Source organism: Paenibacillus sp. S02, from assembly GCF_019454065.1.
Lineage (GTDB): Bacteria > Bacillota > Bacilli > Paenibacillales > Paenibacillaceae > Paenibacillus > Paenibacillus polymyxa_B.
The window spans coordinates 1,695,844-1,718,464 of the sequence record NZ_CP073682.1; the positions used below are offsets into that span (position 1 = coordinate 1,695,844).

General features: G+C 45.7%; 24 protein-coding genes and 1 riboswitch. Of the genes, 18 read left to right on the top strand and 6 right to left on the bottom strand.

Going from position 1 to position 22,621, the window contains the following annotated elements; translation table 11 throughout:
- Positions 1 to 2 precede the first annotated feature (2 nt).
- Together KAI36_RS07415 and KAI36_RS07420 are read left to right on the top strand one after the other, a co-directional pair.
- Positions 3 to 710 (top strand): hypothetical protein, encoded by a 708-nt coding sequence (locus KAI36_RS07415; RefSeq protein ID WP_068940106.1) that lies wholly within the window; start codon positions 3 to 5, stop codon positions 708 to 710.
- Between the two features lie 116 nt (positions 711 to 826).
- Entirely contained in the window at positions 827 to 2,080 is a 1,254-nt protein-coding gene (locus KAI36_RS07420) for an MFS transporter (protein WP_220027405.1), read from the top strand.
- Positions 2,081 to 2,156: 76 nt separating this feature from the next.
- Here the strand turns inward: KAI36_RS07420 and KAI36_RS07425 are convergent, their stop codons facing one another.
- Complete coding sequence (locus KAI36_RS07425) at positions 2,157 to 3,395, bottom strand: NAD(P)/FAD-dependent oxidoreductase (RefSeq protein WP_220027406.1); 1,239 nt, start codon at positions 3,393 to 3,395, stop codon at positions 2,157 to 2,159.
- 113 nt (positions 3,396 to 3,508) lie between these two features.
- Between KAI36_RS07425 and KAI36_RS07430 the strand changes: the two genes are divergently transcribed.
- From KAI36_RS07430 to KAI36_RS07485, 12 genes are all read left to right on the top strand, one after another.
- The gene (locus KAI36_RS07430; protein ID WP_013309406.1) at positions 3,509 to 3,745 is read left to right on the top strand and encodes a hypothetical protein; all 237 of its coding nucleotides are present in this window, start codon (positions 3,509 to 3,511) and stop codon (positions 3,743 to 3,745) included.
- A 34-nt stretch (positions 3,746 to 3,779) separates the two neighbouring features.
- Positions 3,780 to 4,166 carry a spore coat protein gene (locus KAI36_RS07435; protein WP_013309407.1) on the top strand — a complete coding sequence of 129 codons (387 nt, stop codon included), beginning with the start codon at positions 3,780 to 3,782 and terminating at the stop codon, positions 4,164 to 4,166.
- A 143-nt stretch (positions 4,167 to 4,309) separates the two neighbouring features.
- Positions 4,310 to 4,810 carry an Lrp/AsnC family transcriptional regulator gene (locus tag KAI36_RS07440; RefSeq protein ID WP_023987779.1) on the top strand — a complete coding sequence of 167 codons (501 nt, stop codon included), beginning with the start codon at positions 4,310 to 4,312 and terminating at the stop codon, positions 4,808 to 4,810.
- Between the two features lie 12 nt (positions 4,811 to 4,822).
- Positions 4,823 to 6,034 carry an aminotransferase class I/II-fold pyridoxal phosphate-dependent enzyme gene (locus KAI36_RS07445; protein WP_025723315.1) on the top strand — a complete coding sequence of 404 codons (1,212 nt, stop codon included), beginning with the start codon at positions 4,823 to 4,825 and terminating at the stop codon, positions 6,032 to 6,034.
- A 114-nt stretch (positions 6,035 to 6,148) separates the two neighbouring features.
- Complete coding sequence (locus KAI36_RS07450) at positions 6,149 to 6,355, top strand: aspartyl-phosphate phosphatase Spo0E family protein (protein WP_025723314.1); 207 nt, start codon at positions 6,149 to 6,151, stop codon at positions 6,353 to 6,355.
- Positions 6,356 to 6,455: 100 nt separating this feature from the next.
- Positions 6,456 to 7,025 carry a type 2 periplasmic-binding domain-containing protein gene (locus tag KAI36_RS07455; protein WP_025723313.1) on the top strand — a complete coding sequence of 190 codons (570 nt, stop codon included), beginning with the start codon at positions 6,456 to 6,458 and terminating at the stop codon, positions 7,023 to 7,025.
- 18 nt (positions 7,026 to 7,043) lie between these two features.
- Positions 7,044 to 7,607 carry a cob(I)yrinic acid a,c-diamide adenosyltransferase gene (locus KAI36_RS07460; RefSeq protein ID WP_028542959.1) on the top strand — a complete coding sequence of 188 codons (564 nt, stop codon included), beginning with the start codon at positions 7,044 to 7,046 and terminating at the stop codon, positions 7,605 to 7,607.
- A 21-nt stretch (positions 7,608 to 7,628) separates the two neighbouring features.
- Positions 7,629 to 8,588, top strand: coding sequence for an RluA family pseudouridine synthase (locus KAI36_RS07465; RefSeq protein ID WP_013309413.1), 960 nt, complete (start codon positions 7,629 to 7,631; stop codon positions 8,586 to 8,588).
- A gap of 43 nt (positions 8,589 to 8,631) precedes the next feature.
- Complete coding sequence (locus tag KAI36_RS07470) at positions 8,632 to 8,997, top strand: arsenate reductase family protein (RefSeq protein ID WP_013309414.1); 366 nt, start codon at positions 8,632 to 8,634, stop codon at positions 8,995 to 8,997.
- A gap of 72 nt (positions 8,998 to 9,069) precedes the next feature.
- Positions 9,070 to 9,966 (top strand): 5'-3' exonuclease, encoded by an 897-nt coding sequence (locus tag KAI36_RS07475; protein WP_013309415.1) that lies wholly within the window; start codon positions 9,070 to 9,072, stop codon positions 9,964 to 9,966.
- Positions 9,967 to 10,189: 223 nt separating this feature from the next.
- Complete coding sequence (locus KAI36_RS07480) at positions 10,190 to 11,068, top strand: ROK family protein (protein WP_071640060.1); 879 nt, start codon at positions 10,190 to 10,192, stop codon at positions 11,066 to 11,068.
- A 166-nt stretch (positions 11,069 to 11,234) separates the two neighbouring features.
- On the top strand, positions 11,235 to 12,242 hold the full coding sequence (locus KAI36_RS07485; protein ID WP_025723307.1) for an HRDC domain-containing protein: 1,008 nt from the start codon (positions 11,235 to 11,237) through the stop codon (positions 12,240 to 12,242).
- A gap of 159 nt (positions 12,243 to 12,401) precedes the next feature.
- Here KAI36_RS07485 and corA read toward each other — a convergent pair whose 3' ends face one another.
- Complete coding sequence (corA, locus tag KAI36_RS07490) at positions 12,402 to 13,337, bottom strand: magnesium/cobalt transporter CorA (RefSeq protein WP_023987788.1); 936 nt, start codon at positions 13,335 to 13,337, stop codon at positions 12,402 to 12,404.
- 551 nt (positions 13,338 to 13,888) lie between these two features.
- A riboswitch (SAM riboswitch) is annotated at positions 13,889 to 14,014 on the top strand.
- A gap of 118 nt (positions 14,015 to 14,132) precedes the next feature.
- On the opposite strand from corA, the gene metA reads away from it, so the two are divergent.
- The 4 genes from metA to mqnC all read left to right on the top strand — a co-directional run bounded on the left by metA (position 14,133) and on the right by mqnC (position 19,101).
- On the top strand, positions 14,133 to 15,050 hold the full coding sequence (metA, locus tag KAI36_RS07495; protein ID WP_220027407.1) for a homoserine O-acetyltransferase MetA: 918 nt from the start codon (positions 14,133 to 14,135) through the stop codon (positions 15,048 to 15,050).
- 124 nt (positions 15,051 to 15,174) lie between these two features.
- Positions 15,175 to 16,359 carry a PLP-dependent transferase gene (locus KAI36_RS07500; protein WP_023987790.1) on the top strand — a complete coding sequence of 395 codons (1,185 nt, stop codon included), beginning with the start codon at positions 15,175 to 15,177 and terminating at the stop codon, positions 16,357 to 16,359.
- Complete coding sequence (locus KAI36_RS07505; protein WP_220027408.1) at positions 16,356 to 17,534, top strand: aminotransferase class I/II-fold pyridoxal phosphate-dependent enzyme; 1,179 nt, start codon at positions 16,356 to 16,358, stop codon at positions 17,532 to 17,534. The genes KAI36_RS07500 and KAI36_RS07505 overlap by 4 nt, the downstream gene beginning before the upstream one ends.
- Positions 17,535 to 17,967: 433 nt before the next feature.
- Entirely contained in the window at positions 17,968 to 19,101 is a 1,134-nt protein-coding gene (gene mqnC, locus KAI36_RS07510; RefSeq protein ID WP_023987792.1) for a cyclic dehypoxanthinyl futalosine synthase, read from the top strand.
- Positions 19,102 to 19,197: 96 nt separating this feature from the next.
- Here mqnC and KAI36_RS07515 read toward each other — a convergent pair whose 3' ends face one another.
- From KAI36_RS07515 to KAI36_RS07530, 4 genes are all read right to left on the bottom strand, one after another.
- The gene (locus tag KAI36_RS07515) at positions 19,198 to 20,061 is read right to left on the bottom strand and encodes a YitT family protein (protein WP_220028069.1); all 864 of its coding nucleotides are present in this window, start codon (positions 20,059 to 20,061) and stop codon (positions 19,198 to 19,200) included.
- Between the two features lie 84 nt (positions 20,062 to 20,145).
- The gene (locus KAI36_RS07520; protein WP_025723303.1) at positions 20,146 to 21,372 is read right to left on the bottom strand and encodes a cation:proton antiporter; all 1,227 of its coding nucleotides are present in this window, start codon (positions 21,370 to 21,372) and stop codon (positions 20,146 to 20,148) included.
- Positions 21,373 to 21,376: 4 nt separating this feature from the next.
- Positions 21,377 to 21,871, bottom strand: coding sequence for a cation:proton antiporter regulatory subunit (locus KAI36_RS07525; protein WP_023987795.1), 495 nt, complete (start codon positions 21,869 to 21,871; stop codon positions 21,377 to 21,379).
- A 208-nt stretch (positions 21,872 to 22,079) separates the two neighbouring features.
- Entirely contained in the window at positions 22,080 to 22,475 is a 396-nt protein-coding gene (locus tag KAI36_RS07530; protein ID WP_025723301.1) for a hypothetical protein, read from the bottom strand.
- Between the last annotated feature and the right edge of the window lie 146 nt (positions 22,476 to 22,621).

Here is a 22,621-nt window from a genome sequence, read left to right on the forward strand (position 1 = left end):
GCTTGGAAATGACTATTTGTCCATGGTGTAACATGGAAATTATTTGGGATGAAGAATTAGGACCTGAGGAAGAGTGTCCTTATTGCCATAATGATCTGAAAGGGTACTCTGACATCACCGATGATGAAGATGAGTCTGTTTCTCCACCTGTTCATAGACATGCCGGTGAGCATGGACATGAAGAGACGAAACATGATCATGTGGCTTCTGTAACCCCGGCGCCCCACTCTCATGGAAAAGAAGACCTAAAGGGTTATCGGACATTGAGTATTCAGCTCGGTGATGATGAGGAGCAGGATATTTTATATGAGGCAGAGGATGAAATCGTAGTTGAAAAACCGGTTGATGCACCGTTGTTGCAGGACAATGAGCTTCATAAGTTGCCTGTACTGCATACTTTGCAAAAATTTGAAGAAAGCGGTGCGGATCTGATGGCTTATGAACAAGGCGCTGAACAAATACTCGACAGACAAGATGAGGTTCTTGAATGTTCTCAATGTGGGGAGTACATGCTGCATGCAGGTTCGCAAACCGTAACCAGAGAAGGTTTTGAACCGTCGATGTCTCCAGCGCTTGGCAAGCCCGTTCTGGATTTGCCGTTCGTCTTGAATGTTTATGTGTGCCCTAGCTGCTTCCATGTCCAGCAGACACTGTCAGAGAATGATCGATTGCGGATGCTGGAGAAGCTCAGCGGTATTTCCAACAATTAAATAACAATCCCCCGGATAGGCCCAAGCTCAATACGGGCATCTTAAATCGAAGAAATCTTTGAACAAGCTGGCTTGAAATAAGCTGATTGGTGATTTTTCGGTTAGGGGGAACTGCATTGAAATCAAACCTGAACGGACAATCCATTCTGCTATTAAGCTTGAATGGATTGTTTGTGTTTGCAGCAGCATTGTCAGGCACATTTCTTAACGTGTATTTGTGGAAAAGCAGGCAGGATTACGCGATGATCGGCTGGTTTAATGTCAGTCAACAAATTGCACTGGGAATTATGGTCTGGGTGGCTGGAAAGTGGGTCAAGGAACATAACAAAATGAATGCCCTACGCGTGGGGACCGCATTATCAGGCCTATTTTATCTGATCGTGTTATATACGGGACCGCAGGCTGTAAACTACATATGGCCGCTCGGGATGCTGCTGGGTGCAGCATTAGGTTTATTCTGGCTGGCGTTTAATGTGATTTTTTTCGAGGTCACGGATCAGGCAAGCCGTGATCATTTTAACGGATGGGTGGGTCTGCTGGGCTCGTTTTCCGGTATAGTGGGTCCTTGGCTGTCCGGTTGGATTATTGCCCGTATGGAGGATGACGCAGGTTATCGCGTGATATTCAGTATTTCCTTGGTCTTTTATGTCGTAGGAGTGGTGCTTAGTTTCTTTCTTCGCAAACGTAAGCCGACAGGAAATTACAATTGGAAGGAGCCCAAGCAACGATTGTCACAAAAAGGGAGTATGTGGCGTCCGTTGTCGTTATCGCTTATTGCCCAGGGCATCCGTGAAGGGGTGTTTGCCTTCCTGATTACGCTGCTCGTATATGTAGCTACCCAACAGGAATGGAAGCTTGCACAGTTTTCACTTATCACGTCGGCGGTTTCATTTTTCAGCTTTTGGGCTGTTGGAAAATGGCTCAAGCCACATTATCGTTCGGCGGGTATGCTGTTGGGTGCCGTGTTGTTGGTGATCGCGCTTTTACCGTTATTGTGGCGTATGGAGTATAGCACGCTACTGATTATGGGGATCGGCACCGCTTTATTTATGCCTTTATATTTAATTCCCATGATTTCTGCGAGCTTTGATTTAATGGGTACGAGTAAAGGAGATGCCAATCAGAGAGTGGAACTGGTTGTATTGCGCGAACTATGCTTAATGGTAGGCCGGTTGATCGGAACACTCATTTTCCTGGGTGTCCTAAGTATCAGCAAGGCTCCTACGGCGATGATCTGGTTGTTGATTGGCCTTGCATTGATGCCAGTGCTCGGATGGTTTTTTATGCGAAGTGTGCTGAAAATGGAACAAAAGACGAAGCAGAGCAAATCTCATTCCCATGTACACCGCTGGCACAAGCAAACCGAATAGTTTGAAAATACATTTAAAAAGACCTCCAGACCCAATTAGTAGTAGGGGAAGGAGGTTCTTTTTTGTATTCCATATGTTAGACCATCGGCTCCGTTGTTTCAGGCGAGGGCTTGGTAGTACGAATTAGAGAATAAAGCTCCATTTCAGGTCGGTGTGTGCCTGTCAGTTCATCAGCCAATAGCTGTGCGGCCATCATACTCGTAACCGTCCCATTTCCCCCGTAACCCTCCAAAAAATAGCAGTTTGGAAAACGTGGATGTGGACCAATATAGGGCAAACCGTCGTGAGAGGAGCCGAATACAGCCGCCCAAGCATAGTCGATCTGAAATGGAACACCGGGAAAATGCTCCTCTAGTGTTTGCAGTAGCTTTTGCTGTTGGTGTAGCAGCCTGATTTCACGTTGATTGGCATCCAGTACAGGTTCATCCAAACCACCAATAATGATGCGTCCTTCCGGTGTTGAGCGTATGTATAGATAAGGACGAGCAGTTTCCCAGATCAGACACTGCTCATGCCACAAGGGAACATCTCCGATTGGATTGGTGGCGATAGCATAAGAGCTTTCTAGAACGGCTCCGCGATCTGTTTTAATCTCCTGTGTTTCATAACCCGTTGCAAAAATGATTTTTTTCGCTCGGATAATTCCACCGCTGGTATGACAAACAACTTCATTTTCGTTGAATTCAAAATGCTTGGCTTCCGTATGCTCATATAAGCGTACACCGAGACGGCTGGCGGATTTCAGCAGTCCTTGGGCAAACAAAAATGGATTAACCTCGGCATCTTCGTGCGTGTACAAGGCTGCTGATTTTCGAAAAGGAAATCGGGCTGCAATCTGTTGCTCATCCCAGTATTCGACGGGAAATCCAAACCGGGTTAGCTGTTTGTACTCTTCCTGAAGCGTCTGCACATCCTCCGATGTACTTGCATAGTACAGGCTACTGCGGCGTATAAAGGACGGATCAATTTCCAGCGTGGTAGACAGTTTTTCCAACTGATCCAGAGCATCTTTGCACATACGGTAAAACAATACACCGTTCGTTTCACCAAACGTATTGATGAAGGAGGTTAAGGTCTTATCATTGCTATATTGCAGCAGTCCGGTATTGGCCGAAGAACTTCCATGTACCAGCTTGCGTTTGTCAATAACCACGGTGTCTACCTGTCGTTCTCCCAATAGCCGGGAGCAGATGGACCCACCCATCCCGCCTCCGATGATCAGTACATCACAATTTAAATCCTCTGCCAAAGGCGGAAAATCCGATGTTTGCTCCAAGGTACTCGGCCAATACGTATTTCCGCTAATCAATTCCATATAAACAGCACTCCTTATAGGCAATATGTAGTATCTCTTATGTGTACATAGTATTTCGCCAAACGGACAAGATAACCAGCGTGCAACAAAACATTTAAGGAGGCACAGAGACTATGCAATCTACCAACATGCAACCCTTGACAGGCAAAGAGCTGGAGTACATCGTGGACTCCATTTCCAATGAAGAACTGCTGCTCAAGCAATGTACGGCGACAGCAGCATCCATTCAGCATCCAGCTATTCAGCAAGCTTGTTTGCAATTCGCGAGAACTCATGAGAACCACCTGAACCTGCTTTCCAATGCACTTCAACAGCACCAGCAGCTTGCTCCTATGCAACCGCAGCAGTAATTATGGATTAACCAATAAAGGAGGTAATATCACGATGTTTTCACAGAACAATACGTCATTTATGCCCGAAGAAGATTTGCTCTATACCATTCTTGCCGATATGAAACGCACGGTGGGAGAGTATACAACAGCGACAACGGAATCCAATTGTCCGTCTGTGCGTCAGATGTTCACCGACCTTACGAACGATACGCTGCGCCTACAAGGCGATTTGTATCGTCTGATGAGTCAGAACAATATGTACTCCACTTCGTCAAAAGCACTGCGCATCGATTTGGACAAACAGATTCAAGAAGCTCGCAAGACCCAACACGAATGCCAACAGTTCATTCAGCAAAAGTCGTCATCAGCGGGGGGATATGGTCAACCTATGCATCAGCAAGGGCAGCCAACTCACCAAAACAACCCTTACTATATGTAAACGGGATATTCCGTTTTTGAAGCAATTTCCCATAACAGCCGTCCGTCTGCCGGGTTTACCGGGGCGGACGGTTTTTCTTTGCAGGTTTAAAGTGCGTATTGTATGATGTATAGTAATCTCTTTCGATGGAGGCCTTATGTAGAATGACAGAGCTAAATGGTTTGAAATTAAAAGTGCTGGAATTGTTAAAAGAAGATGCAAGAAGAACACCGACTTTGTTGGCTACTTTACTGGGGGTTGATGAGCAGGATGTACGCACCTCAATTAAAGAGCTCGAAGACCAACATGTAATCGTTAAGTACGCCGCCGTAGTCAATTGGGATAAAGTCGACGACGAAAAGGTTACTGCTTTGATTGAAGTACAGATTACACCCGAGCGTGGAAGAGGATTTGAAGGTATTGCAGAACGGATTTATTTGTATCCGCAAGTTAAATCGGTTTATCTCATGTCCGGAGCATACGACTTGCTGGTAGAAGTTGAAGGCCGCAACCTCCGTGAGGTCGCTAATTTTGTGTCGGAGAAACTGTCTCCTATTGACTCGGTCTTGTCCACCAAGACTAATTTTACGCTTAAAAAATACAAGCAGGACGGAATTATCTTTGAGGATCATCAGGAAGATAATCGTCTGGTGATTTCGCCGTAAAGGAAGATCATGATGAATCTCAAAACAGAAACATTTACCGACAGTAACAAAGCCATGAGTTCCTATTTGTCCCCGTTGGTGCGCGAAATCCCATCTTCGGGCATTCGTAAGTTTTTTGACTTGGTGGGTGGCAACAAGGATATTATTACCCTTGGTGTAGGCGAACCGGATTTTACAACCCCTTGGCATATGCGGGAAGCCTGTGTCTATTCATTAGAGCGAGGTTTTACCAGCTATACGTCTAATGCGGGAACGCCAGAACTGCGTGAAGCGATTAGTGATTATCTGAATGAGCAATTTGAAGTTAATTATGATCCTAAAAACGAGATTATCGTGACCGTTGGGGGAAGCGAGGCGATTGATCTTGCTTTGCGTGCGTTAATTGTACCTGGCGACGAAATTCTCGTGCCCGAGCCGTGCTACATTTCATATTCTCCAATCACTTCGATTGGAGGCGGGATTCCGGTAGGTATTGAAACATTTGCTAAGGATGAATTTAAGCTGACGGCGGAGGCGTTGGAGGCAAAAATTACACCTAAATCCAAGGTGCTGATTTTATGCTATCCGAGCAATCCAACTGGGGCTACGATGACTTATGAAGATTGGCTTCCGATTGCCGAAGTCGTGGAAAAGCATGATTTGATCGTCATTTCTGATGAAATTTATGCTGAATTGAATTATGGAGAGAAGCATGTTAGTTTTGCCGCTATGCCTGGTATGATGGATCGTACGATTCTCGTCAGTGGTTTCTCCAAAGCCTTCGCCATGACAGGTTGGCGTATTGGATATACATGCGGACATCCAGATCTGATTGCGGCTATGCTCAAAATCCATCAGTACACCGTAATGTGTGCGCCTTCTATGGGGCAAGTTGCGGCACTGGAAGGCTTGCGGAATGGTTTGGGTGAGAAAGATCGTATGGTAGAAGCCTATAATCAGCGTCGCCGTCTGATGGTTGAAGGGTTCCGGGAAATCGGCCTGGAGTGCCATGAGCCAAGAGGGGCTTTTTATGTTTTCCCTAGTATTCAAAGCACGGGACTCAGCTCAGATGAATTTGCACAGCGTCTATTGGCAGAGGCTAAAGTTGCGGCTGTACCGGGTAATGTGTTCGGTTTGGGAGGCGAAGGCTATCTTCGTTGCTCATACGCGACTTCTGTTGCTCAGCTGACAGAGGCACTGGATCGGATTGGTCATTTTGTAGAAAAAGTAAGAAAAGAAGGTTAAAATTATTTTTTTATGGGTAATTCATAAAAAATAGTCTTTTATTTCTAAATTTCTATGCTATAATTTGAAATCGGAAGCAGGAAGTTCAATTTTTCAATTGTAGGAGGAATGCTCATGTCATATGTTGGATATAATTCGTCTAGTTCAATAGGATACGACATTTCCCTAGAAGATGAAATTTTGTTCCTGCGCAATGAGATGATGCGGACGTTTCAGGAAGAGCAGTCCTTCACCTCTGATCTTGTCATCGAGATTAGTTGCAAGCTCGATTTGAAAATCAATGAATACATGAAACTGTATGGTACGGAATGCAAGGTTTAACCGTGTGAAGTCAGCAAAGATAAGAAGAAGGCCGTAGGGCCTTCTTTTTTTGCGTTCACAACTTATGATATATTAATGGCATGGAAGAGGGGGCGTACATATGAGAGCAGGGCTAAAAAGGCTATCGCCATGGATTATCGGAATGCTGGCACTTGTATTATTGGCAGGATGTGGGGGACGGGACAAGGACAGCTTCTCCATTTTTATTATGGATAAAGGGGATGCTTCAGTCATCCGTGAAGAGCTGGCACAAAAGCTTAAGGATAAGCTGGGCGAACAGGCTCCGACTATTGAAATTTCAGTCAGTCCGCTGTATAACCAGCAGAAGCTGGTTGTAGAATATGCGGCCGGGGAGCATGATCTGTTTCTTTTGCCGGAAGAGGACATGAAGCTGTATGGACAGAATGGTTCGAATCTGCCGTTAGATGATGCTTTTGACAAGAAGACGTACGCTCGGGGCGTGTTCGAGGGCGGCGTATTTAAGAAGAAGGGGCAGGAGGAAGAAGGAACAGATGTAAGCAAGGAAACTCATTTGTTCGGAATTCCAGTGGAGCAGATGAAGATGTTTAAGGAGCTAAAATATAACTCAAAAACATTATTTGCTACCGTGCCGCCTCGTACAAGCAATAAGGAAGAAGCCATCAAGGTGCTGAAAGCACTTACGGAATGATAAGGGGGATGGAGTAATATGGGAATCTATACCAGAACAGGTGATGAAGGACAAACTTCTGTGATTGGAGGTCGAGTTTCCAAAGATGATGACCGTGTGGAGGCATACGGTACAATTGACGAGCTGAACAGCTTTGTAGGACAAGCGATCAGCTTTGCCGAAGGGGAAAAGTTTGCGGATATTCGGACTCAATTGGAGGAAATACAGCAGGAGCTGTTTGATTGTGGTTCGGATTTGGCGTTTGTTAAAATCAGTGAAAGCAAATATAAGGTGAAAGACGAGCTGGCAGAGCGTCTGGAAGGCTGGATTGATGCATGTCAGGAGGAAAATCCGAAGGTGGAGCGTTTTATTATACCGGGTGGTAGCACATTATCCTCAACGCTTCATGTTTGCCGCACGGTTTGCCGACGCGCGGAACGCCGTGCTGTTACACTAGGTAAGCATACGGACATTAATCCGGCGGTACGTCGGTATTTGAACCGCCTTTCCGATTATTTCTTTGCCGTTGCTCGCACAGCGAATGTCCGTCAGGGTGTGCCCGACGTCGAATATGTGCGCAGCAAAAAAGTGTTCCGCAAATAAGGAGGCAACCGGGAATTTGTGATGAGCTTGTACTATGAACCTATCGTATATACGATCCCTCCTGAGGAGGAGGGCATGCTGTTGAAGACTATTTTACAAAAACGTATGAACATTTCTCGAAAGTTAATATCCAAACTCAAGCTGACCGAGCAAGGTATTATGCTGAACGGGACACGTGTGTACATCAGCGTAAAGGTGAAGTCCGGGGATCAAGTAGAAATTCGCATGGAGCGCGAGCGTTCTGATGATATTTTACCTGAACCCATTCCTTTTGAGATATTGTTTGAGGATGAACATTTGTTAGTGGTGAACAAGGCGGCGGGCATGATTGTCCATCCGACTCACGGTCATTACACTGGAACACTGGCTAATGGGGTTGTGCATTATTGGCAGGCCAAGGGAGAACTGTTCCGGTTTCGTCCTGTTCATCGTCTTGATCAGGAGACGACGGGGGTGCTGGTAGTAGCTAAAAATCCGTATGTACACCAGCATATTTCTGAGCAGATGATTGCGGGAACGGTGGATAAGCGCTATACGGCTCTGGTGCATGGGCGCCCTGAGCTGCAGGAAGGTAAGGTAGACGGACCGATTGACCGCAACCCGGATAATCCGCATTTACGTATGGTGACCCCGGACGGTTATCCTGCCCTTACGCTGTATAAGCTGGAGGAAGTGTGGAACGGGGGAAGTCGCATCGGACTAAAGTTGGAATCCGGGCGTACGCACCAAATTCGAGTGCATATGACTTATATCGGTTGTCCGTTGATCGGAGATAAAATGTACCGGATTACACCTGATGATGCTGCGCAACGTGAGCGATATGATCAGCTTGATGCCAGGATGCCTCGACAAGCCTTGCATGCCTCAGAACTGTCCTTGGAGCATCCTGTAACCGGGGAGCGGCTGACGTTCTATGCTCCTCTACCTGACGATATGGCTGAAATGCAGGAGCTATTAAGAGCGCAATATTTTTCAGAATAAAATATAAATAAGCTATCGAAACCAAATGGAGGTTAATCTAGCGATGAGCCAACTGAAAGTATATCAGTATTCTAAATGCAGTACCTGTCGTAATGCAGTGAAATGGCTGCAAAACAAGGGACATGAGACGGAACTTATTCCTATTTTTGAACAGCCTCCCGGCCCGGAGGAATTGGAAGATTTAATTCGAAAAAGCGGGCTGGAGCTGAAAAAGTTTTTTAATACAAGCGGTGAGGTGTACAAAGAGTTAAAGCTGAAAGATAAGCTTGGAGACATGAGTCGCGAAGAGCAAATTTCGCTTTTATCCTCGAATGGAAGATTAATCAAACGCCCGATTGTAACCGACGGGAACAAAGTAACGATAGGATTCAAAGAGGAAACATTTGAGGGCACATGGGGAGCTCAATAACGCCCAATTTACACTCACGATATGTTATACTGTGGGGGTTAAATATTATGATGAATGGGAGCAATACAATCTGTGACACAACGCAATGAACAATCCGTAATGCTGGTTGACGGCATGGCCCTGCTATTTCGCGCTTATTATGCAACCGCCGCAAACGGTTATATCCGTCGTACAAAAGCTGGGGTGCCAACGAACGCCATATATGGTTTTATTCGATATTTTTGGGATGCAGTCCAAACGTTTAATCCTACACATGTCATTTGCTGCTGGGATATGGGCGGAACGACATTCCGTGGGGAGCATTTTGCTGCGTATAAAGGAAACCGAGCCGACGCACCAGATGATTTGATTCCCCAATTTACATTGATTCGTGAAGTGACGGACAGCCTCGGCATACCCAACATTGGAGCGGAAGGCTTTGAAGCCGATGATTGTATCGGTACGCTTGCACGTCATTATTCGCAAAATGAGGACATGGATGTAATGATTCTCTCAGGAGATCATGATTTACTTCAATTAGTGGATGAGCGGACACGGGTCATTATTATGAAAAAAGGGCACGGCAATTATATGGTATACACCCCGGAGACCCTGCTGACTGAAAAAGGGCTTAAGCCACGCCAAGTGGTGGACCTTAAAGGCCTGATGGGGGATGCAAGCGATAATTATCCAGGAGTACGAGGTATTGGTGAGAAAACGGCACTCAAGCTGGTGCAGGAATACGACTCTATTGAGGGCATTCTGGAGAATCTGGATCAATTAACACCCTCGGTCCGTAAAAAAATTGAGAGTGATTTGGATATGCTGCATCTTTCACGCAAACTTGCTGAAATTCACTGTGGTGTACCTGTAGCATGTGCTTTGGATAGCTGTCTGCTGACGCTGGATCACGTGCAAATTGTAGACAAGTTTGAGCAGCTTGAAATGAAAAGCTTGTGTACATTGATGGGTGTCGCAACCGGATCTTAATGAAGCTGTTAGGCTTGGTACCTACAATTCAGGTAAAGTAAGTAATATAGGGATACTGACGCTTGGTGCGTTAGTGTCCTTATTTGTATACCCATATGTCGACGGAGTTATATAGTCATGTGAAGGATTATATACAATTGCGATAAGGGGATTGACCTCAGGTACATTTCAGGTGAATATAGTGGAGAGAGAACCGGATTATCGAAAGGGGACAACAGCAACTATGACAGTATTGGGAGCAATTGAGGCAGGCGGTACCAAATTTGTATGTGGAATTGGCAACGAACATGGAGAGGTGCTCGAACGGGCGAGCTTTCCAACCACCACCCCAGCAGAAACAATGGAGAATGTCATCGCATTTTTTGAAGGCAAGGGCATTGAAGCATTGGGCGTAGGCTCGTTCGGGCCGATTGATCCTATCGAAGGTAGTGATACATATGGCTATATTACAACAACGCCAAAGCCACATTGGGGAAATTACAATCTGATTGGCAAACTGAAAGAGCATTTTGATGTACCTATGGGGTTTGACACGGATGTGAATGGAGCAGCACTTGGTGAGTCTATTTGGGGTGCCGCCAAAGGATTGGACAACTGTCTGTATATTACGATAGGTACTGGCATCGGGGCGGGTGCTTTGGTTGGTGGAAAGCTGATACATGGATTATCCCACCCGGAAATGGGGCATATTTTGGTACGTCGTCACCCAGAAGATACTTACGAGGGGACATGTCCTTATCACGGAGATTGTTTGGAGGGACTGGCAGCAGGTCCTGCGCTCGAAAAAAGATGGAAGGTTAAAGGACATGAGCTTTCTGTCGATCACCCGGCCTGGGAAATGGAAGCGTACTATTTGGCACAGGCTTTAATGAGCTATGTATTAATCCTGTCACCGCAGAAAATTATTATGGGCGGGGGAGTGATGAAGCAGGACCAACTGTTCCCGCTCATTCGTACCAAGCTTCAAGAACTTTTGAACGGATACGTACAGCATTCGAGTCTGACAACAGATATTGAGCAATATATCGTATCTCCGGGATTGGGTGACAATGCTGGATTGTGCGGTGCTCTGGCATTGGCAAAGGAAAAGCTCAATCATTAGAATTTATGGTTGACGGCACTCCAAGGTACGGTTATTATATAGGCAACAGTATAGTACGGCTCAAAAAGGGAAGCACCTTTCTTGCGAATACGCAGGATAGGTGCTTTTTTTTGCGTTTTTGTGTTGTGCGGGACTGTCTTTCAACGATATGAGGGAGGAAGAAATCATGGAGATTGTATTTTTAAATCGCTTGTCCAAACGGAATGAACAGGGCTATGAGGACTTTGCTCAGGTATGGATTGGGCAGCATGAAGGGGGATGGAGTGCAGGTTGGAGCACACACCATGTCCCGGATGAAAGTATAGACGACCTTTGGTATGAGGGCAGCTTGTGGCAGGAATTACTGCATGTATACCGTCATGAGCTGGCGCTCAAAATGGCTGAGGGCTACAGGCCCTTAATCCATGGCGTATTTCATGAGCAAGAAGGATCATCAGGACGAGGACAAACGCTGCAAAAGCTGTATTGCTACAGTGATTTGTTTCCACGTGATGAAGTGTATGAGCAGTTGACGATGTGGAGACGGCAAAAAGCAGCAACGGAACGAAAAGCCCCTTATTTTATCGCTACGAATCGGCTGCTTCGACTCATTAGCGTCTATCTTCCCCATACCGAAGAAGAACTTTTGGAGCTGCCTGGTATGGGTCAGGGTAAAGTGTCGCAATATGGGACGGAGCTATTGGCTATTACAACACAAAATGACCGGACCACGCCATTTCCGTTGAACTGGGTAACAGAGACGCTGGAAGAAGAAGTTTTTTTGTCATGGCTATACAAGCAAAAAGAGAACCAGTACAGGCAGGAGCTTAACAAATTCAGCCTAACTAGAACGATTATCGAAGGCATTTCGGACGGTCTTTCACTGGAGCATATCGGAATGAAGACAGGTTTGCATCGTAGAGAGATGATTGAAGCTGTGGAGCATTTGGACAGGGATGGCATTGATATGGAGAAGCTGATCCGCAAGGAATTGGTGAATGTATCTGAAGAGGAGCAGGCAGCCATCTGGTCTGCTTATGAAGAGTTGGGGGATACGCTGCTCAAGCCCGTCATGCTGAAAGTGTATGGGGAAGAAAAGGCAACCGAAACAGGACTGGATCAAATTTACGAGCGTCTGCGTCTGATCCGTATACGGTTTCGTCATCAGCAGGTACCCGACCGACATGTTGGATAATAAAGAACTGATTGAATAAAGCTAAAGTATTAAAGTACATTCAGGGTTCAACATACTAAAAAGCAGCAGCGAGTTCCACACAGGACACGGCTGCTGCTTTTTATGACCAAGCTTAAAATCGAAATAAGTATCCAAATCGGTACTTTTTCCCCTTTTCTTTTAAACCCAGTCTTTCTTGCGGAAAATACAGAACATACTGACACCTAATGCCACCATAATACCAATGACGACAAAATAGCCATAACGTGTATGAAGCTCAGGCATATTATCGAAGTTCATCCCATATATTCCGGTAATGACTGTCAATGGCATAAATACGGTCGTAATTGCCGTAAACACACGCATAATTTCATTGGCACGGTTGGCGATACTGGATTGATAAGCTTCTCGAAGGTTACCCATCAAGTCGCGGTAAGTTTCAAAAGTCTCCGAAATTTTCACAGCATTTTCATAAATGTCGCTGAAATATTTTTGCAATTGATCGTCGATGAGCCGCAAATCCCGTTTGTTCAGGGTATTGATGACTTCTTTTTGCGGACCCAGCACTTTTTTCAGCCACAGAATCTCACTTCGTAAGCCGATGATTTCGTTCAAATGCGACTTTTTCGTATGCATTAGAATATCTTCTTCCAGCTTCTCAATGCGGACCTCAATCCGGTCACCAACCAGAAAATAGTTGTCAACAATCAAGTCGACCAACAGATACATAAAACGGTCAGGCTGGCTGACTTCTTGCTCCCACAGCATAGGCTTGAGGGTACGAAGCTCATTTATTTTCTGCTTGGTCACCGTAATGATAAAATGGCGGCCGAGAAAAATGTTCAAAGCTCGCAAAAATATTTCTTCATCATCAAAACGAATGCTATTTACAACGATAAAATAATGGCTTTCATAAATTTCAATCTTCGGACGCTGTTCTTCTTCACTCAAACAGTCTTCTACTGCAAGATCATGCATGGAAAATAAAGGCTGGAGCACTGCCAAATCATCGACATCGGCATCAATCCAATAAAAACCTTCTGCCGGTGCAGTAAGCGCCATTTCAATTTCTTCGACAGGGGTAAAAACCCCGTTGTTGACCAAACGGATTTTCATATATGTCACTCCTTATGCTCCGTCGTAACGGAAATACGTTTACCTTAAGCATAAGGAATGGACTCAGTTAGCCAGTTAGCCGGTGCGGGTAAGCGTGCACTCCCATCAAAAGCCGGAGGCTTTTGGAGCATGCAGAGCCTGGCGTCCCGTCTTTCGGCAAGCTGAAGTCATTCCTATGCTGTTGTTCAGGGATCGCCGCCTATTCGGACTCGGGTCGCCTTCCATTCCGGATTCACCTCTCAAATGTTCTTTTTTAGATTGCCACAGTATCGCAGGAAACACTCAAATCTGCACTACTGCTCCATATTTTTGCCTAATAGCACTTGTATAGTATAACGCTCGGCCTACGGCCTTTCAAGCGCAAAATCATGGGCTAAATCAACAGTAGTGGCAAGAGCTTCAGCGATAGGAGGGATATGATTTAACCTATGGAAAAGGTAGACAAAATGTGAATACAGGGTACAAATTTAAAAGTCCTATCTTGACGAAGCCCAGCCGATGCATTAAAGTGAACAACAAGAACTTTGTGAACCCAAAATGAATATAGCGAAATCTTATCAAGAGCAGGTGGAGGGACTAGCCCGATGATACCCGGCAACCGGCGATTTTAATCGCACGGTGCTAATTCTTGCAGGACGCGCGCTTTGTACAAAGAGCGTTGCCCTGACAGATGAGAGAGGCGCATATGGATACAAATATGACCTTTCTCTAACCTGAGAAAGGTCTTTTTATTATATGCCCGGCATCTCAACAAGACGATTTTCGCAAAACTTACCGAACAAGGAGTGAGTTTACATGCCGATTAAAATCCCAGACACGCTACCTGCAAAGGAAGTGCTGGAGGGCGAAAATATTTTCGTAATGGATGAAAGCTTAGCTTATCATCAGGATATTCGTCCGTTGCGTATCGCCATTTTGAATTTGATGCCTACAAAGGAAACGACGGAAACCCAACTGTTGCGCCTGGTCGGCAATACGCCGCTGCAAGTGGACGTCACGCTGGTGCACATGAAGTCTCATGTATCCAAAAATACATCGCAAGAATATTTGAACATGTTCTATAAAACGTTTGACGAGATCAAGAACAGTCGCTTTGACGGCATGGTCATTACAGGAGCCCCGGTTGAACAGCTTGAGTTTGAGGATGTGAACTACTGGGAGGAGATCCGGCAAATCTTTGAATGGACGAAAACGAATGTAACTTCGACCATGCATATCTGTTGGGCCTCACAGGCAGGCTTATACCATCATTTCTCTGTCCCTAAATACGGGCTCGACTACAAATGCTTTGGCGTATTTCCACACACTGTGATTAAACCTAAAGTAAAATTGCTACGCGGCTTTGATGAACTGTTTTATGCTCCTCACTCCAGACATACGGAGGTTCGGCGGGAAGATATTGATCATATTGCCGAATTAGAAGTTTTATCCGAATCCGAGGAAGCTGGAGTGTACCTCGTAGCCACGCTTGACGGTAAACAAATTTTTGTAACTGGGCACTCTGAATATGACCCGCTTTCCCTGAAATGGGAATACGACCGCGATGTGGCCAAAGGAATGGATATTGAAGTCCCCAAAAATTATTTTCCTAATGATGATCCCAAGCGCACACCGCCCTCAATCTGGCGGGCACACGCCAATTTATTATTCTCGAATTGGCTGAACTATTATGTATACCAAGAAACACCTTACGATATCGGGCCCCAGATTTAAAAAGGGGCTTGTAGTTTACCCTTGTACAGTACCACCTTGCAGTAGCGCAGCAGTATAGTCTTTGACATCCATTTTTGCAGGATTTGTTATAGCACCCACTATGGAAGTTAACAGGAGGATTCATATGAGTGAGAAACAGTGGAAAATCGAAAGCAGATTGGCACAAATCGGTTCAGTAGAGGAGCCAGTAACCGGGGCTGTTAATTACCCGATTTACCAATCTACGGCGTTCCGCCATCCCCGTCTAGGTCAAAGCACAGGATTTGATTACATTCGGACGATCAATCCCACGCGAAAGGTACTGGAAGAGGCTTCTGCTGCACTTGAATCTGGTGATGCAGGCTTTGCATGTAGCTCAGGTATGGCGGCGCTGCAAACGGTATTTGCATTGTTTGGACAGGGAGATCACCTCATTGTATCGCTGGATCTGTATGGCGGGACATATCGCTTGCTGGAGCGTATTTTATCTAAATTTGGTGTAACAGCAAGTTATGTGGATACGAATGATCTTGAAGCACTCGAACAGTCATGTCGACCGAATACCAAAGCTGTATTCATAGAAACACCTACAAATCCGTTAATGATGATCACTGATATTCGAGCGGTTGCCGAGTGGGCATCACAACATCAGTTGCTTACCATTGTAGATAATACGCTGCTAACCCCATATTTCCAGCGGCCATTGGAGCTGGGCGCGGATATTGTGGTACATAGCGCAACCAAATATTTGGGCGGACACAACGATGTGCTGGCAGGGTTGATCGTAACCAAAGGCAAAGAGCTATCGGCTGAAATTTCCTTCCTGCACAATTCCATAGGGGCTGTGCTTTCCCCGAGCGACTGCTATCAGTTGATGAAGGGGATGAAGACGTTAGCGCTGCGTATGGACCGACATCAGCATAATGCAACAGTGCTGTCTAACTATTTACTGACGCATCCGGCGGTGGCGGAAGTATTTTATCCAGCTCTCGAAGGCCACCCAGGTCGTGAGATTCAAAATAAACAATCCAGCGGAAATACAGGTATCTTCTCCTTTAAAGTAAAGGATGCTCGTTATGTGGAGCCTTTGCTTCGTCACATTAAGCTCATTGCGTTTGCGGAAAGTCTCGGCGGTGTGGAATCATTAATGACCTATCCCGCTGTGCAGACACATGCGGACATACCAGCAGAAATTCGGGATGCAGTCGGGGTAGATGACAGGCTGTTGCGTTTCTCCGTAGGCATTGAACATACAGACGACCTAATTGAAGATTTGCGTTCGGCGCTGGAAGCGGCACGTCAAGAAGTAGAAGGAGGGGAGCAGCAATGATAGAGGATGCGAGAAGGATCGGCCAGGATCTGGACAAAGAGCGGAAGTTCGCTACCAAGCTGCTGCATTTCGGCTCTGAAATTGACAGTGTGACGGGGGCATCGAGCGTCCCGATCTATCAAGCTTCTACCTTTCACCATCATGATATTTTTAATCCTCCACAGCATGACTATAGCCGTTCAGGTAATCCGACACGACAAGCTTTGGAGGATTATATCGCCTTATTAGAAGGCGGAGCTAGCGGTTTTGCCTTTGCATCAGGTATGGCGGCCATCTCTACTACATTTATGCTCTTGTCTGCTGGAGATCATGTCATTGTTTCCGAGGACGTATATGGAGGAACATATCGACTGCTGACCTCCATTTTGAAACGGATGAATATCGAAACGACCTTCGTTGACATGACGGATCTCAACCTTGTGAAAGAGGCGTTGCAGGAGAATACAAGGGCTGTATATATGGAAACCCCATCCAATCCGACACTCAAAATTACCGATGTAGCAGGAATAACCTCTTGGGCACAGGATAACGGACTTTTGACGTTATTGGACAATACTTTTATGACACCTTATTATCAACGTCCGATTGAGCAGGGTGTCGATATTATATTGCACAGTGCGACCAAGTTTCTGGGCGGACACAGCGATGTGCTGGCAGGACTTGCAGTAGCACGTACCGAATCGCTGGGGAGACAAATCAAGCAGCTCCAAAATGGACTGGGTACCGTGCTGGCTCCGCAGGAGTCATGGTTGCTCATGCGCGGTATGAAGACACTGGAGGCTCGTATGGCTCACAGCGAAAAGAGTGCAGCAAAGCTCGCCAATTGGCTGAACGAGCGCAACGACATTGAGGCGGTGTACTACCCGGGTCTGGAGAATCATCCAGGACGTGAAGTTCATGAGCGTCAATCCAGCGGTTATGGTGCAGTAATATCATTTGATGTAGGTTCTGGTGAGCGTGCAAAAGAAGTCCTCAGTCGCGTACGTATTCCAATTGTAGCGGTGAGTCTGGGAGCTGTGGAAAGCATCTTGTCGTATCCGGCGATGATGTCACATGCGGCTATGCCCCATAGTGTACGATTGGAGCGCGGGATTACGGACGGACTACTTCGTTTCTCCGTAGGTCTGGAGGATATTGACGACCTGATCAGTGATCTGGATGAGGCGCTGCGCTAGAGCGTTAGCACATCAGTAGTATCTTTGTCGTTTTCACGCCGGGAGCAAATATGTACAGTACTAAACAGCAAGTTTCCAGTATTTCAGGAGGCTTGCTGTTTTCTATAAGAATGACATGAAGGACAGTGTGAAAAAAGGCACTTTTCAGTCCTGTTTTCTTATTTCTTGGCTATATGCAATGTTGAGGTAAGCTTGGTAGTTGCCTATTTTCCTAGGTGAAAAGCAGATAGAAGCGGGAATAAGTATGGTTCCTTACCTAAAGATATGTTAGTATTATCATTAGGTTTTACTATGCTAAATAGCACAGACAACATACAAGACCAGTCATGAACATACATTACGGCAGGGTTCGAACGCAGGTTTGTGAAAGCATTCTCGTTCATAAGTCCTGTCTTTCATTTCGTCGCCCTGTGACAGCGAAGGAGGATACACCATGAGTGTAATCGACCATATTTTAGATAAAGCCCTACGCGGCGAACGCCTGAATTTAGAGGATACCGTTGCTTTGTTCGAATCAGATGAGGTAGAAAAAATAGGTCATGCGGCGAATAAAGTTATGAATCGCATGCACCCCGATCCCATTAAAACCTTCGTCATCGGACGAAATATTAACTATACGAACGTATGTGACGTATACTGTCGCTTCTGCGCTTTTTACCGTAGACCGGGTTCTGATGAAGGTTATGTTTTGCCGGACGAGGTGATCTTTCAGAAGATCAAGGAAACGCAGGATGTAGGTGGCACCGAAATTCTAATGCAAGGCGGTGTGAATCCGAATCTGCCATTCAGTTATTATACGGATTTGCTGAAAGCTATCAAGGAGCGTTTTCCCGATATTACGATGCACTCCTTCTCGCCAGCTGAAATTCACAAAATGAAGGAAAAATCCGGTCTATCCATGGAAGACACGATTCGAGCCATTCATGAAGCTGGATTGGATTCGCTTCCGGGTGGAGGCGGAGAAATTTTGGATGACCGCACACGCCGCAAAATTAGCCGTCTCAAAGGCTCTTGGCGTGATTGGATGGATGTGATGCAAACGGCTCACAAGGTTGGGATGAACACGACTGCTACGATGGTTATCGGTTTTGGCGAGTTGATGGAGGAGCGTGCGCTGCATTTGTTGCGTGTTCGTGATGCTCAGGACGAATGCATTGAAAACAAATATAATTCTGAAGGATTTTTGGCCTTTATTCCTTGGACCTTTCAGCCAGACAACACCAATCTGAAGAAGGAACGCCAGACGCCGGAGGAATATTTGAAGACCGTTGCGATCAGTCGTCTTGTGTTGGATAACATCAAGCATATTCAGTCTTCATGGGTAACGATGGGACCTGAAATCGGTAAAAAATCGTTGTACTACGGTTGCGATGATTTTGGCAGCACCATGATTGAGGAAAACGTAGTTTCCGCTGCAGGCGCAACGTATAAGGTTAACATTGAATCTATTTTACAGTTGATCCGCGAGACGGGTCACGTTCCGGCACAGCGCAATACCCGTTATGATATTATTCGTACTTTTGACAGTGCCAGCAGTATTGAACATGATTTTATCATGCAAAATTAATATCCGTTAATATATTGTTAATTACAAAACGCTTATCCATCACTAATCTATGTACAAGGATTAGTGTAGATAAGCGTTTTTTGATGTGTTACTTTGCTATGCTTTCCATCGTTTCATATACATGATCTCAGCCTGCGGGTCTGCCATTTGGATGACTGCCTTAAAGCGCTGCAAATCCAACAGATGAACGCTGTAAACGATGACCATTTGTTCTTTTTTATCCTCAGATTCGCTTTTAATCTTGCCCTCTATCTGGGCAGATTCTGCAACAGGCGTGCTGTGTATACGCAGCCTGCGATAAATGGCATCCTCGACGGTTTGCTGTTTCTTGCTGACAACACAAACCATACGCGTCAGACCGGTAAACATCAGCCGGGTCGTTTCATAAGCGGCGAGGCAGGATAAGGCTGAATAGAGAGCTGGCTCCCAGCCTAGCACAAAGCCAGCCGTAATGAGCAGCAGACCATTACACAGCATAACAATCTGTATTAACGGAATCTTGCGATGTGTTAGCAACAATGTGGATGGACGGCCATCGTCTGATTCGTTAAGTCCTAGTGAATCGAGCAGACCACCGTGACGAGCTGCCAGCCCTGCGCCAAGACCGATACAGATTCCGCCGCCCAAAGCACATACGACCGGATGGCCACTCACTGCCGGAAAAGGCGAAAGAATAATGGCTGAGCCCGAAAAGGCGAACAAGCCGGGTAGTGCACGGAGCAGCATGGGTTTGTGAGTAGACAGAGAATACAGCAGCATGAGTGGCAAGTTCAAAACGAATAGCAGTAACCCAAAATGCTCTTGTGTATAAAGCGACATGAGTCTAGAGATCCCCGTGACGCCTCCAGCGATCATATCATGCGGATGTAAAAACAATTCCAGACCGACGGATGCCGTAATTCCACCAATCACCGTATAAAAGACAGGGAACCTGCTCGCATCTCCTGAAGCGGGCTTCACAAGCCGCCTCATAGAGTTTTGGCATGTTTTACAGCGTGCGGCATAGCCTTCCCTCCTATGGATTGTCGTATCCAGCTTTTACAGTTACGCCGAGTTACTTTCTTCCTTTCGTAGGCGGGGGTCCTTGAACTTAAATATTTTGTTTAACATATTAAAAATAGGTTTTGACTGCTTTGTCAGAAGTGGTCCAAGAATCGCCAGTATGAGTACATAGATGGCTGCAAAGGGTTGAACAATATCAAGCAAACCGCCTTCTTTACCCAAGTTGGCCATGATAATCGAAAATTCACCCCGTGCCACAATGGTCAGGCCGATATTTGCTGACGCTTTGGGAGATAAGGAGGCTGTACGCCCAGCCAGCATTCCTGCCCAAATGTTACCAAACAACGTGAGGATGACTGCTACCAGTGCAAGCCATATCGCGTTTCCTCCCAGGGACAGTGGATCAATGGATAGTCCAAAGCTGAAGAAAAACAGGGCGCCAAAGAAATCGCGGAAAGGAACAATTAAATGCTCGATCCGTTTGGCGTGTTCCGTTTCGGCTAGTACCAGACCGACCAACAGGGCGCCGATAGCTTCCGCCACATGAATCGTTTCCGAAAAACCAGCCACCAGAAATAGAGAGCCGAAAACAACAAGTCCGAATACCTCATTGGAGCGAATACGGAGAATCCGATTTAACAGAGGGACGGCCTTACGGCCGATAATAATGACTGCAAGCATAAAGCCTAGCGCGATTAGCGCTGATAGCAGCACACCCCCGAGCGAGGATGAATCGCTAAGAACCAATCCGGAGAGGATGGAGATGTATACGGCGAGGAAAACATCCTCGAACATAATAATGCCCAAAATCATTTCAGTTTCAGCATTGGCGGTCCGCTTGAGATCTACCAGCACCTTCGCAGCAATAGCACTGGATGATATTGTTGTAATTCCGGCGATAACCAGTGTCTCTGCTACAGGGAAGCCGCTCAGGAAGCCAAGAGCCAGCCCCAGTGTGAAATTGATGCCAATATAAATGGTGCCGCCCACGGCAATGGAACGGCCTGATTTAATTAACCGACCTACTGAGAACTCCAGACCCAAGTAGAAGAGAAGAAACAGCACTCCGATTCTTCCCATAAAATCAATAAAAGGGGCGCTTTCGATAAAGCGAAAATCAAAATGCCATAGCTCCATCGCATGCGGTCCAACTGCCATTCCGATCAGGATATAAAAAGGGATGACCGAGAAGCGCAGCTTGGAGGAAATAAGTCCGGCCGCAGCGATGAGAGCAATAGCCAATCCAACCTCAAATACCAGATGATCCATCCAATCACCCGCTTCCGTTCATAAGGATTTGTTTAAAGCGTTTTTGCTGATCGCGTTCCCCAACAACGACTACAGTGGCATCATCGTTAATCATCACTTCAGGACCAGGATTCACATATTTCTTTCCTTTTTTCTCCACAATGGCAATAACAGTGGCTCCCGAATTTTGCCTTACATCCAGCTCACCGATGGATTTGCCGACACTTGCATAGTGAGATTCCACTCTATACCATTCGATAATAAAATCGTCAAACGTCATTTCTACACTTTCAAGCTGTTTGGGCTTATATGTCATACCACCGATGATGGAGGCTACCAATCGCGCTTCCTGATCATTCAGGGTTGTCATAGAAATACTTTGTTCCAGATCCTCGTAATCAAAGTGATACAACTCGCGCCTGCCATCATCATGAATAATAATGACAATTCGGTCGCCACTCTCTGCATCTATTCGATACTTAATCCCGATTCCTGGCAAAATAGACTCTCGAATATCCATTTGTAAAAGCCTCCTGTATGATACGTTATTTAAATGAATGGTATGGGAAATAAATCACATACTTTGGGAGTGACATGGAAACTTTCTTTTTGTATTAAATTTTATAAATTAACATAAAAAACCTGATAAATACACTTTACGTATTACACTTATTGGGAAAGGTTAACAAATAGACATGCAAATGTGGTGATGTGCATGCAAAGGGAGGTTAAGCCACATAACTAGAGGTGAATTTGATGGGGAACAAGTACAATTGCTTTTTTAGTTTGCAAATGACAGGAATAAAAGGCAGACGTAGTTTAGGGATGCTCAATAGCAGCACAAGCGCTATCAAAATGACAAAGGGAAGTGATTTGGCCGCAGCGATCACCAGATGAAGTAAAGGGGAGGATTTACGTATAGCTGGTTTGGAATGGTGCTCCAGACCGTGAGAGTCTGTTTCTAATGAGGAAATATCAGCATGAGGCATAAGAGAAGATCCCGCCGTAAACTGAAGAGATTGAGTGGTGTCTTCCGCATGAAACGTCACAGGAAGGGACAAAATCTGAACGAGGCTCAATATGACAATCATGAATGTACGCAGCATGTTCAGCATCGTTGACATCTTATCTCCTCCCTCTTGTGAAAAATTCATATTACTATAACCTTAACATACCCCACCCTAAATATTCAAACGTCTTTCGGTTTTTTTCCTATATCACAGTAATGTTTATAACACGCCAACCGGCTTTTTGAAACCAGATCATCCTC

Coding starts and splice junctions, on each gene's coding strand:
- KAI36_RS07425 (WP_220027406.1), bottom strand. CDS start 3,395: ATGGAATTGATTAGCGGAAATACGTATTGGCCGAGTACCTTGGAGCAA.
- KAI36_RS07445 (WP_025723315.1), top strand. CDS start 4,823: ATGAATCTCAAAACAGAAACATTTACCGACAGTAACAAAGCCATGAGT.
- KAI36_RS07440 (WP_023987779.1), top strand. CDS start 4,310: ATGACAGAGCTAAATGGTTTGAAATTAAAAGTGCTGGAATTGTTAAAA.
- metA (WP_220027407.1), top strand. CDS start 14,133: ATGCCGATTAAAATCCCAGACACGCTACCTGCAAAGGAAGTGCTGGAG.
- KAI36_RS07455 (WP_025723313.1), top strand. CDS start 6,456: ATGAGAGCAGGGCTAAAAAGGCTATCGCCATGGATTATCGGAATGCTG.
- KAI36_RS07505 (WP_220027408.1), top strand. CDS start 16,356: ATGATAGAGGATGCGAGAAGGATCGGCCAGGATCTGGACAAAGAGCGG.
- KAI36_RS07500 (WP_023987790.1), top strand. CDS start 15,175: ATGAGTGAGAAACAGTGGAAAATCGAAAGCAGATTGGCACAAATCGGT.
- KAI36_RS07530 (WP_025723301.1), bottom strand. CDS start 22,475: ATGTCAACGATGCTGAACATGCTGCGTACATTCATGATTGTCATATTG.
- KAI36_RS07450 (WP_025723314.1), top strand. CDS start 6,149: ATGTCATATGTTGGATATAATTCGTCTAGTTCAATAGGATACGACATT.
- KAI36_RS07435 (WP_013309407.1), top strand. CDS start 3,780: ATGTTTTCACAGAACAATACGTCATTTATGCCCGAAGAAGATTTGCTC.
- KAI36_RS07470 (WP_013309414.1), top strand. CDS start 8,632: ATGAGCCAACTGAAAGTATATCAGTATTCTAAATGCAGTACCTGTCGT.
- KAI36_RS07485 (WP_025723307.1), top strand. CDS start 11,235: ATGGAGATTGTATTTTTAAATCGCTTGTCCAAACGGAATGAACAGGGC.
- KAI36_RS07525 (WP_023987795.1), bottom strand. CDS start 21,871: ATGGATATTCGAGAGTCTATTTTGCCAGGAATCGGGATTAAGTATCGA.
- KAI36_RS07430 (WP_013309406.1), top strand. CDS start 3,509: ATGCAATCTACCAACATGCAACCCTTGACAGGCAAAGAGCTGGAGTAC.
- mqnC (WP_023987792.1), top strand. CDS start 17,968: ATGAGTGTAATCGACCATATTTTAGATAAAGCCCTACGCGGCGAACGC.
- KAI36_RS07520 (WP_025723303.1), bottom strand. CDS start 21,372: ATGGATCATCTGGTATTTGAGGTTGGATTGGCTATTGCTCTCATCGCT.
- KAI36_RS07460 (WP_028542959.1), top strand. CDS start 7,044: ATGGGAATCTATACCAGAACAGGTGATGAAGGACAAACTTCTGTGATT.
- KAI36_RS07465 (WP_013309413.1), top strand. CDS start 7,629: ATGAGCTTGTACTATGAACCTATCGTATATACGATCCCTCCTGAGGAG.
- KAI36_RS07480 (WP_071640060.1), top strand. CDS start 10,190: ATGACAGTATTGGGAGCAATTGAGGCAGGCGGTACCAAATTTGTATGT.
- corA (WP_023987788.1), bottom strand. CDS start 13,337: ATGAAAATCCGTTTGGTCAACAACGGGGTTTTTACCCCTGTCGAAGAA.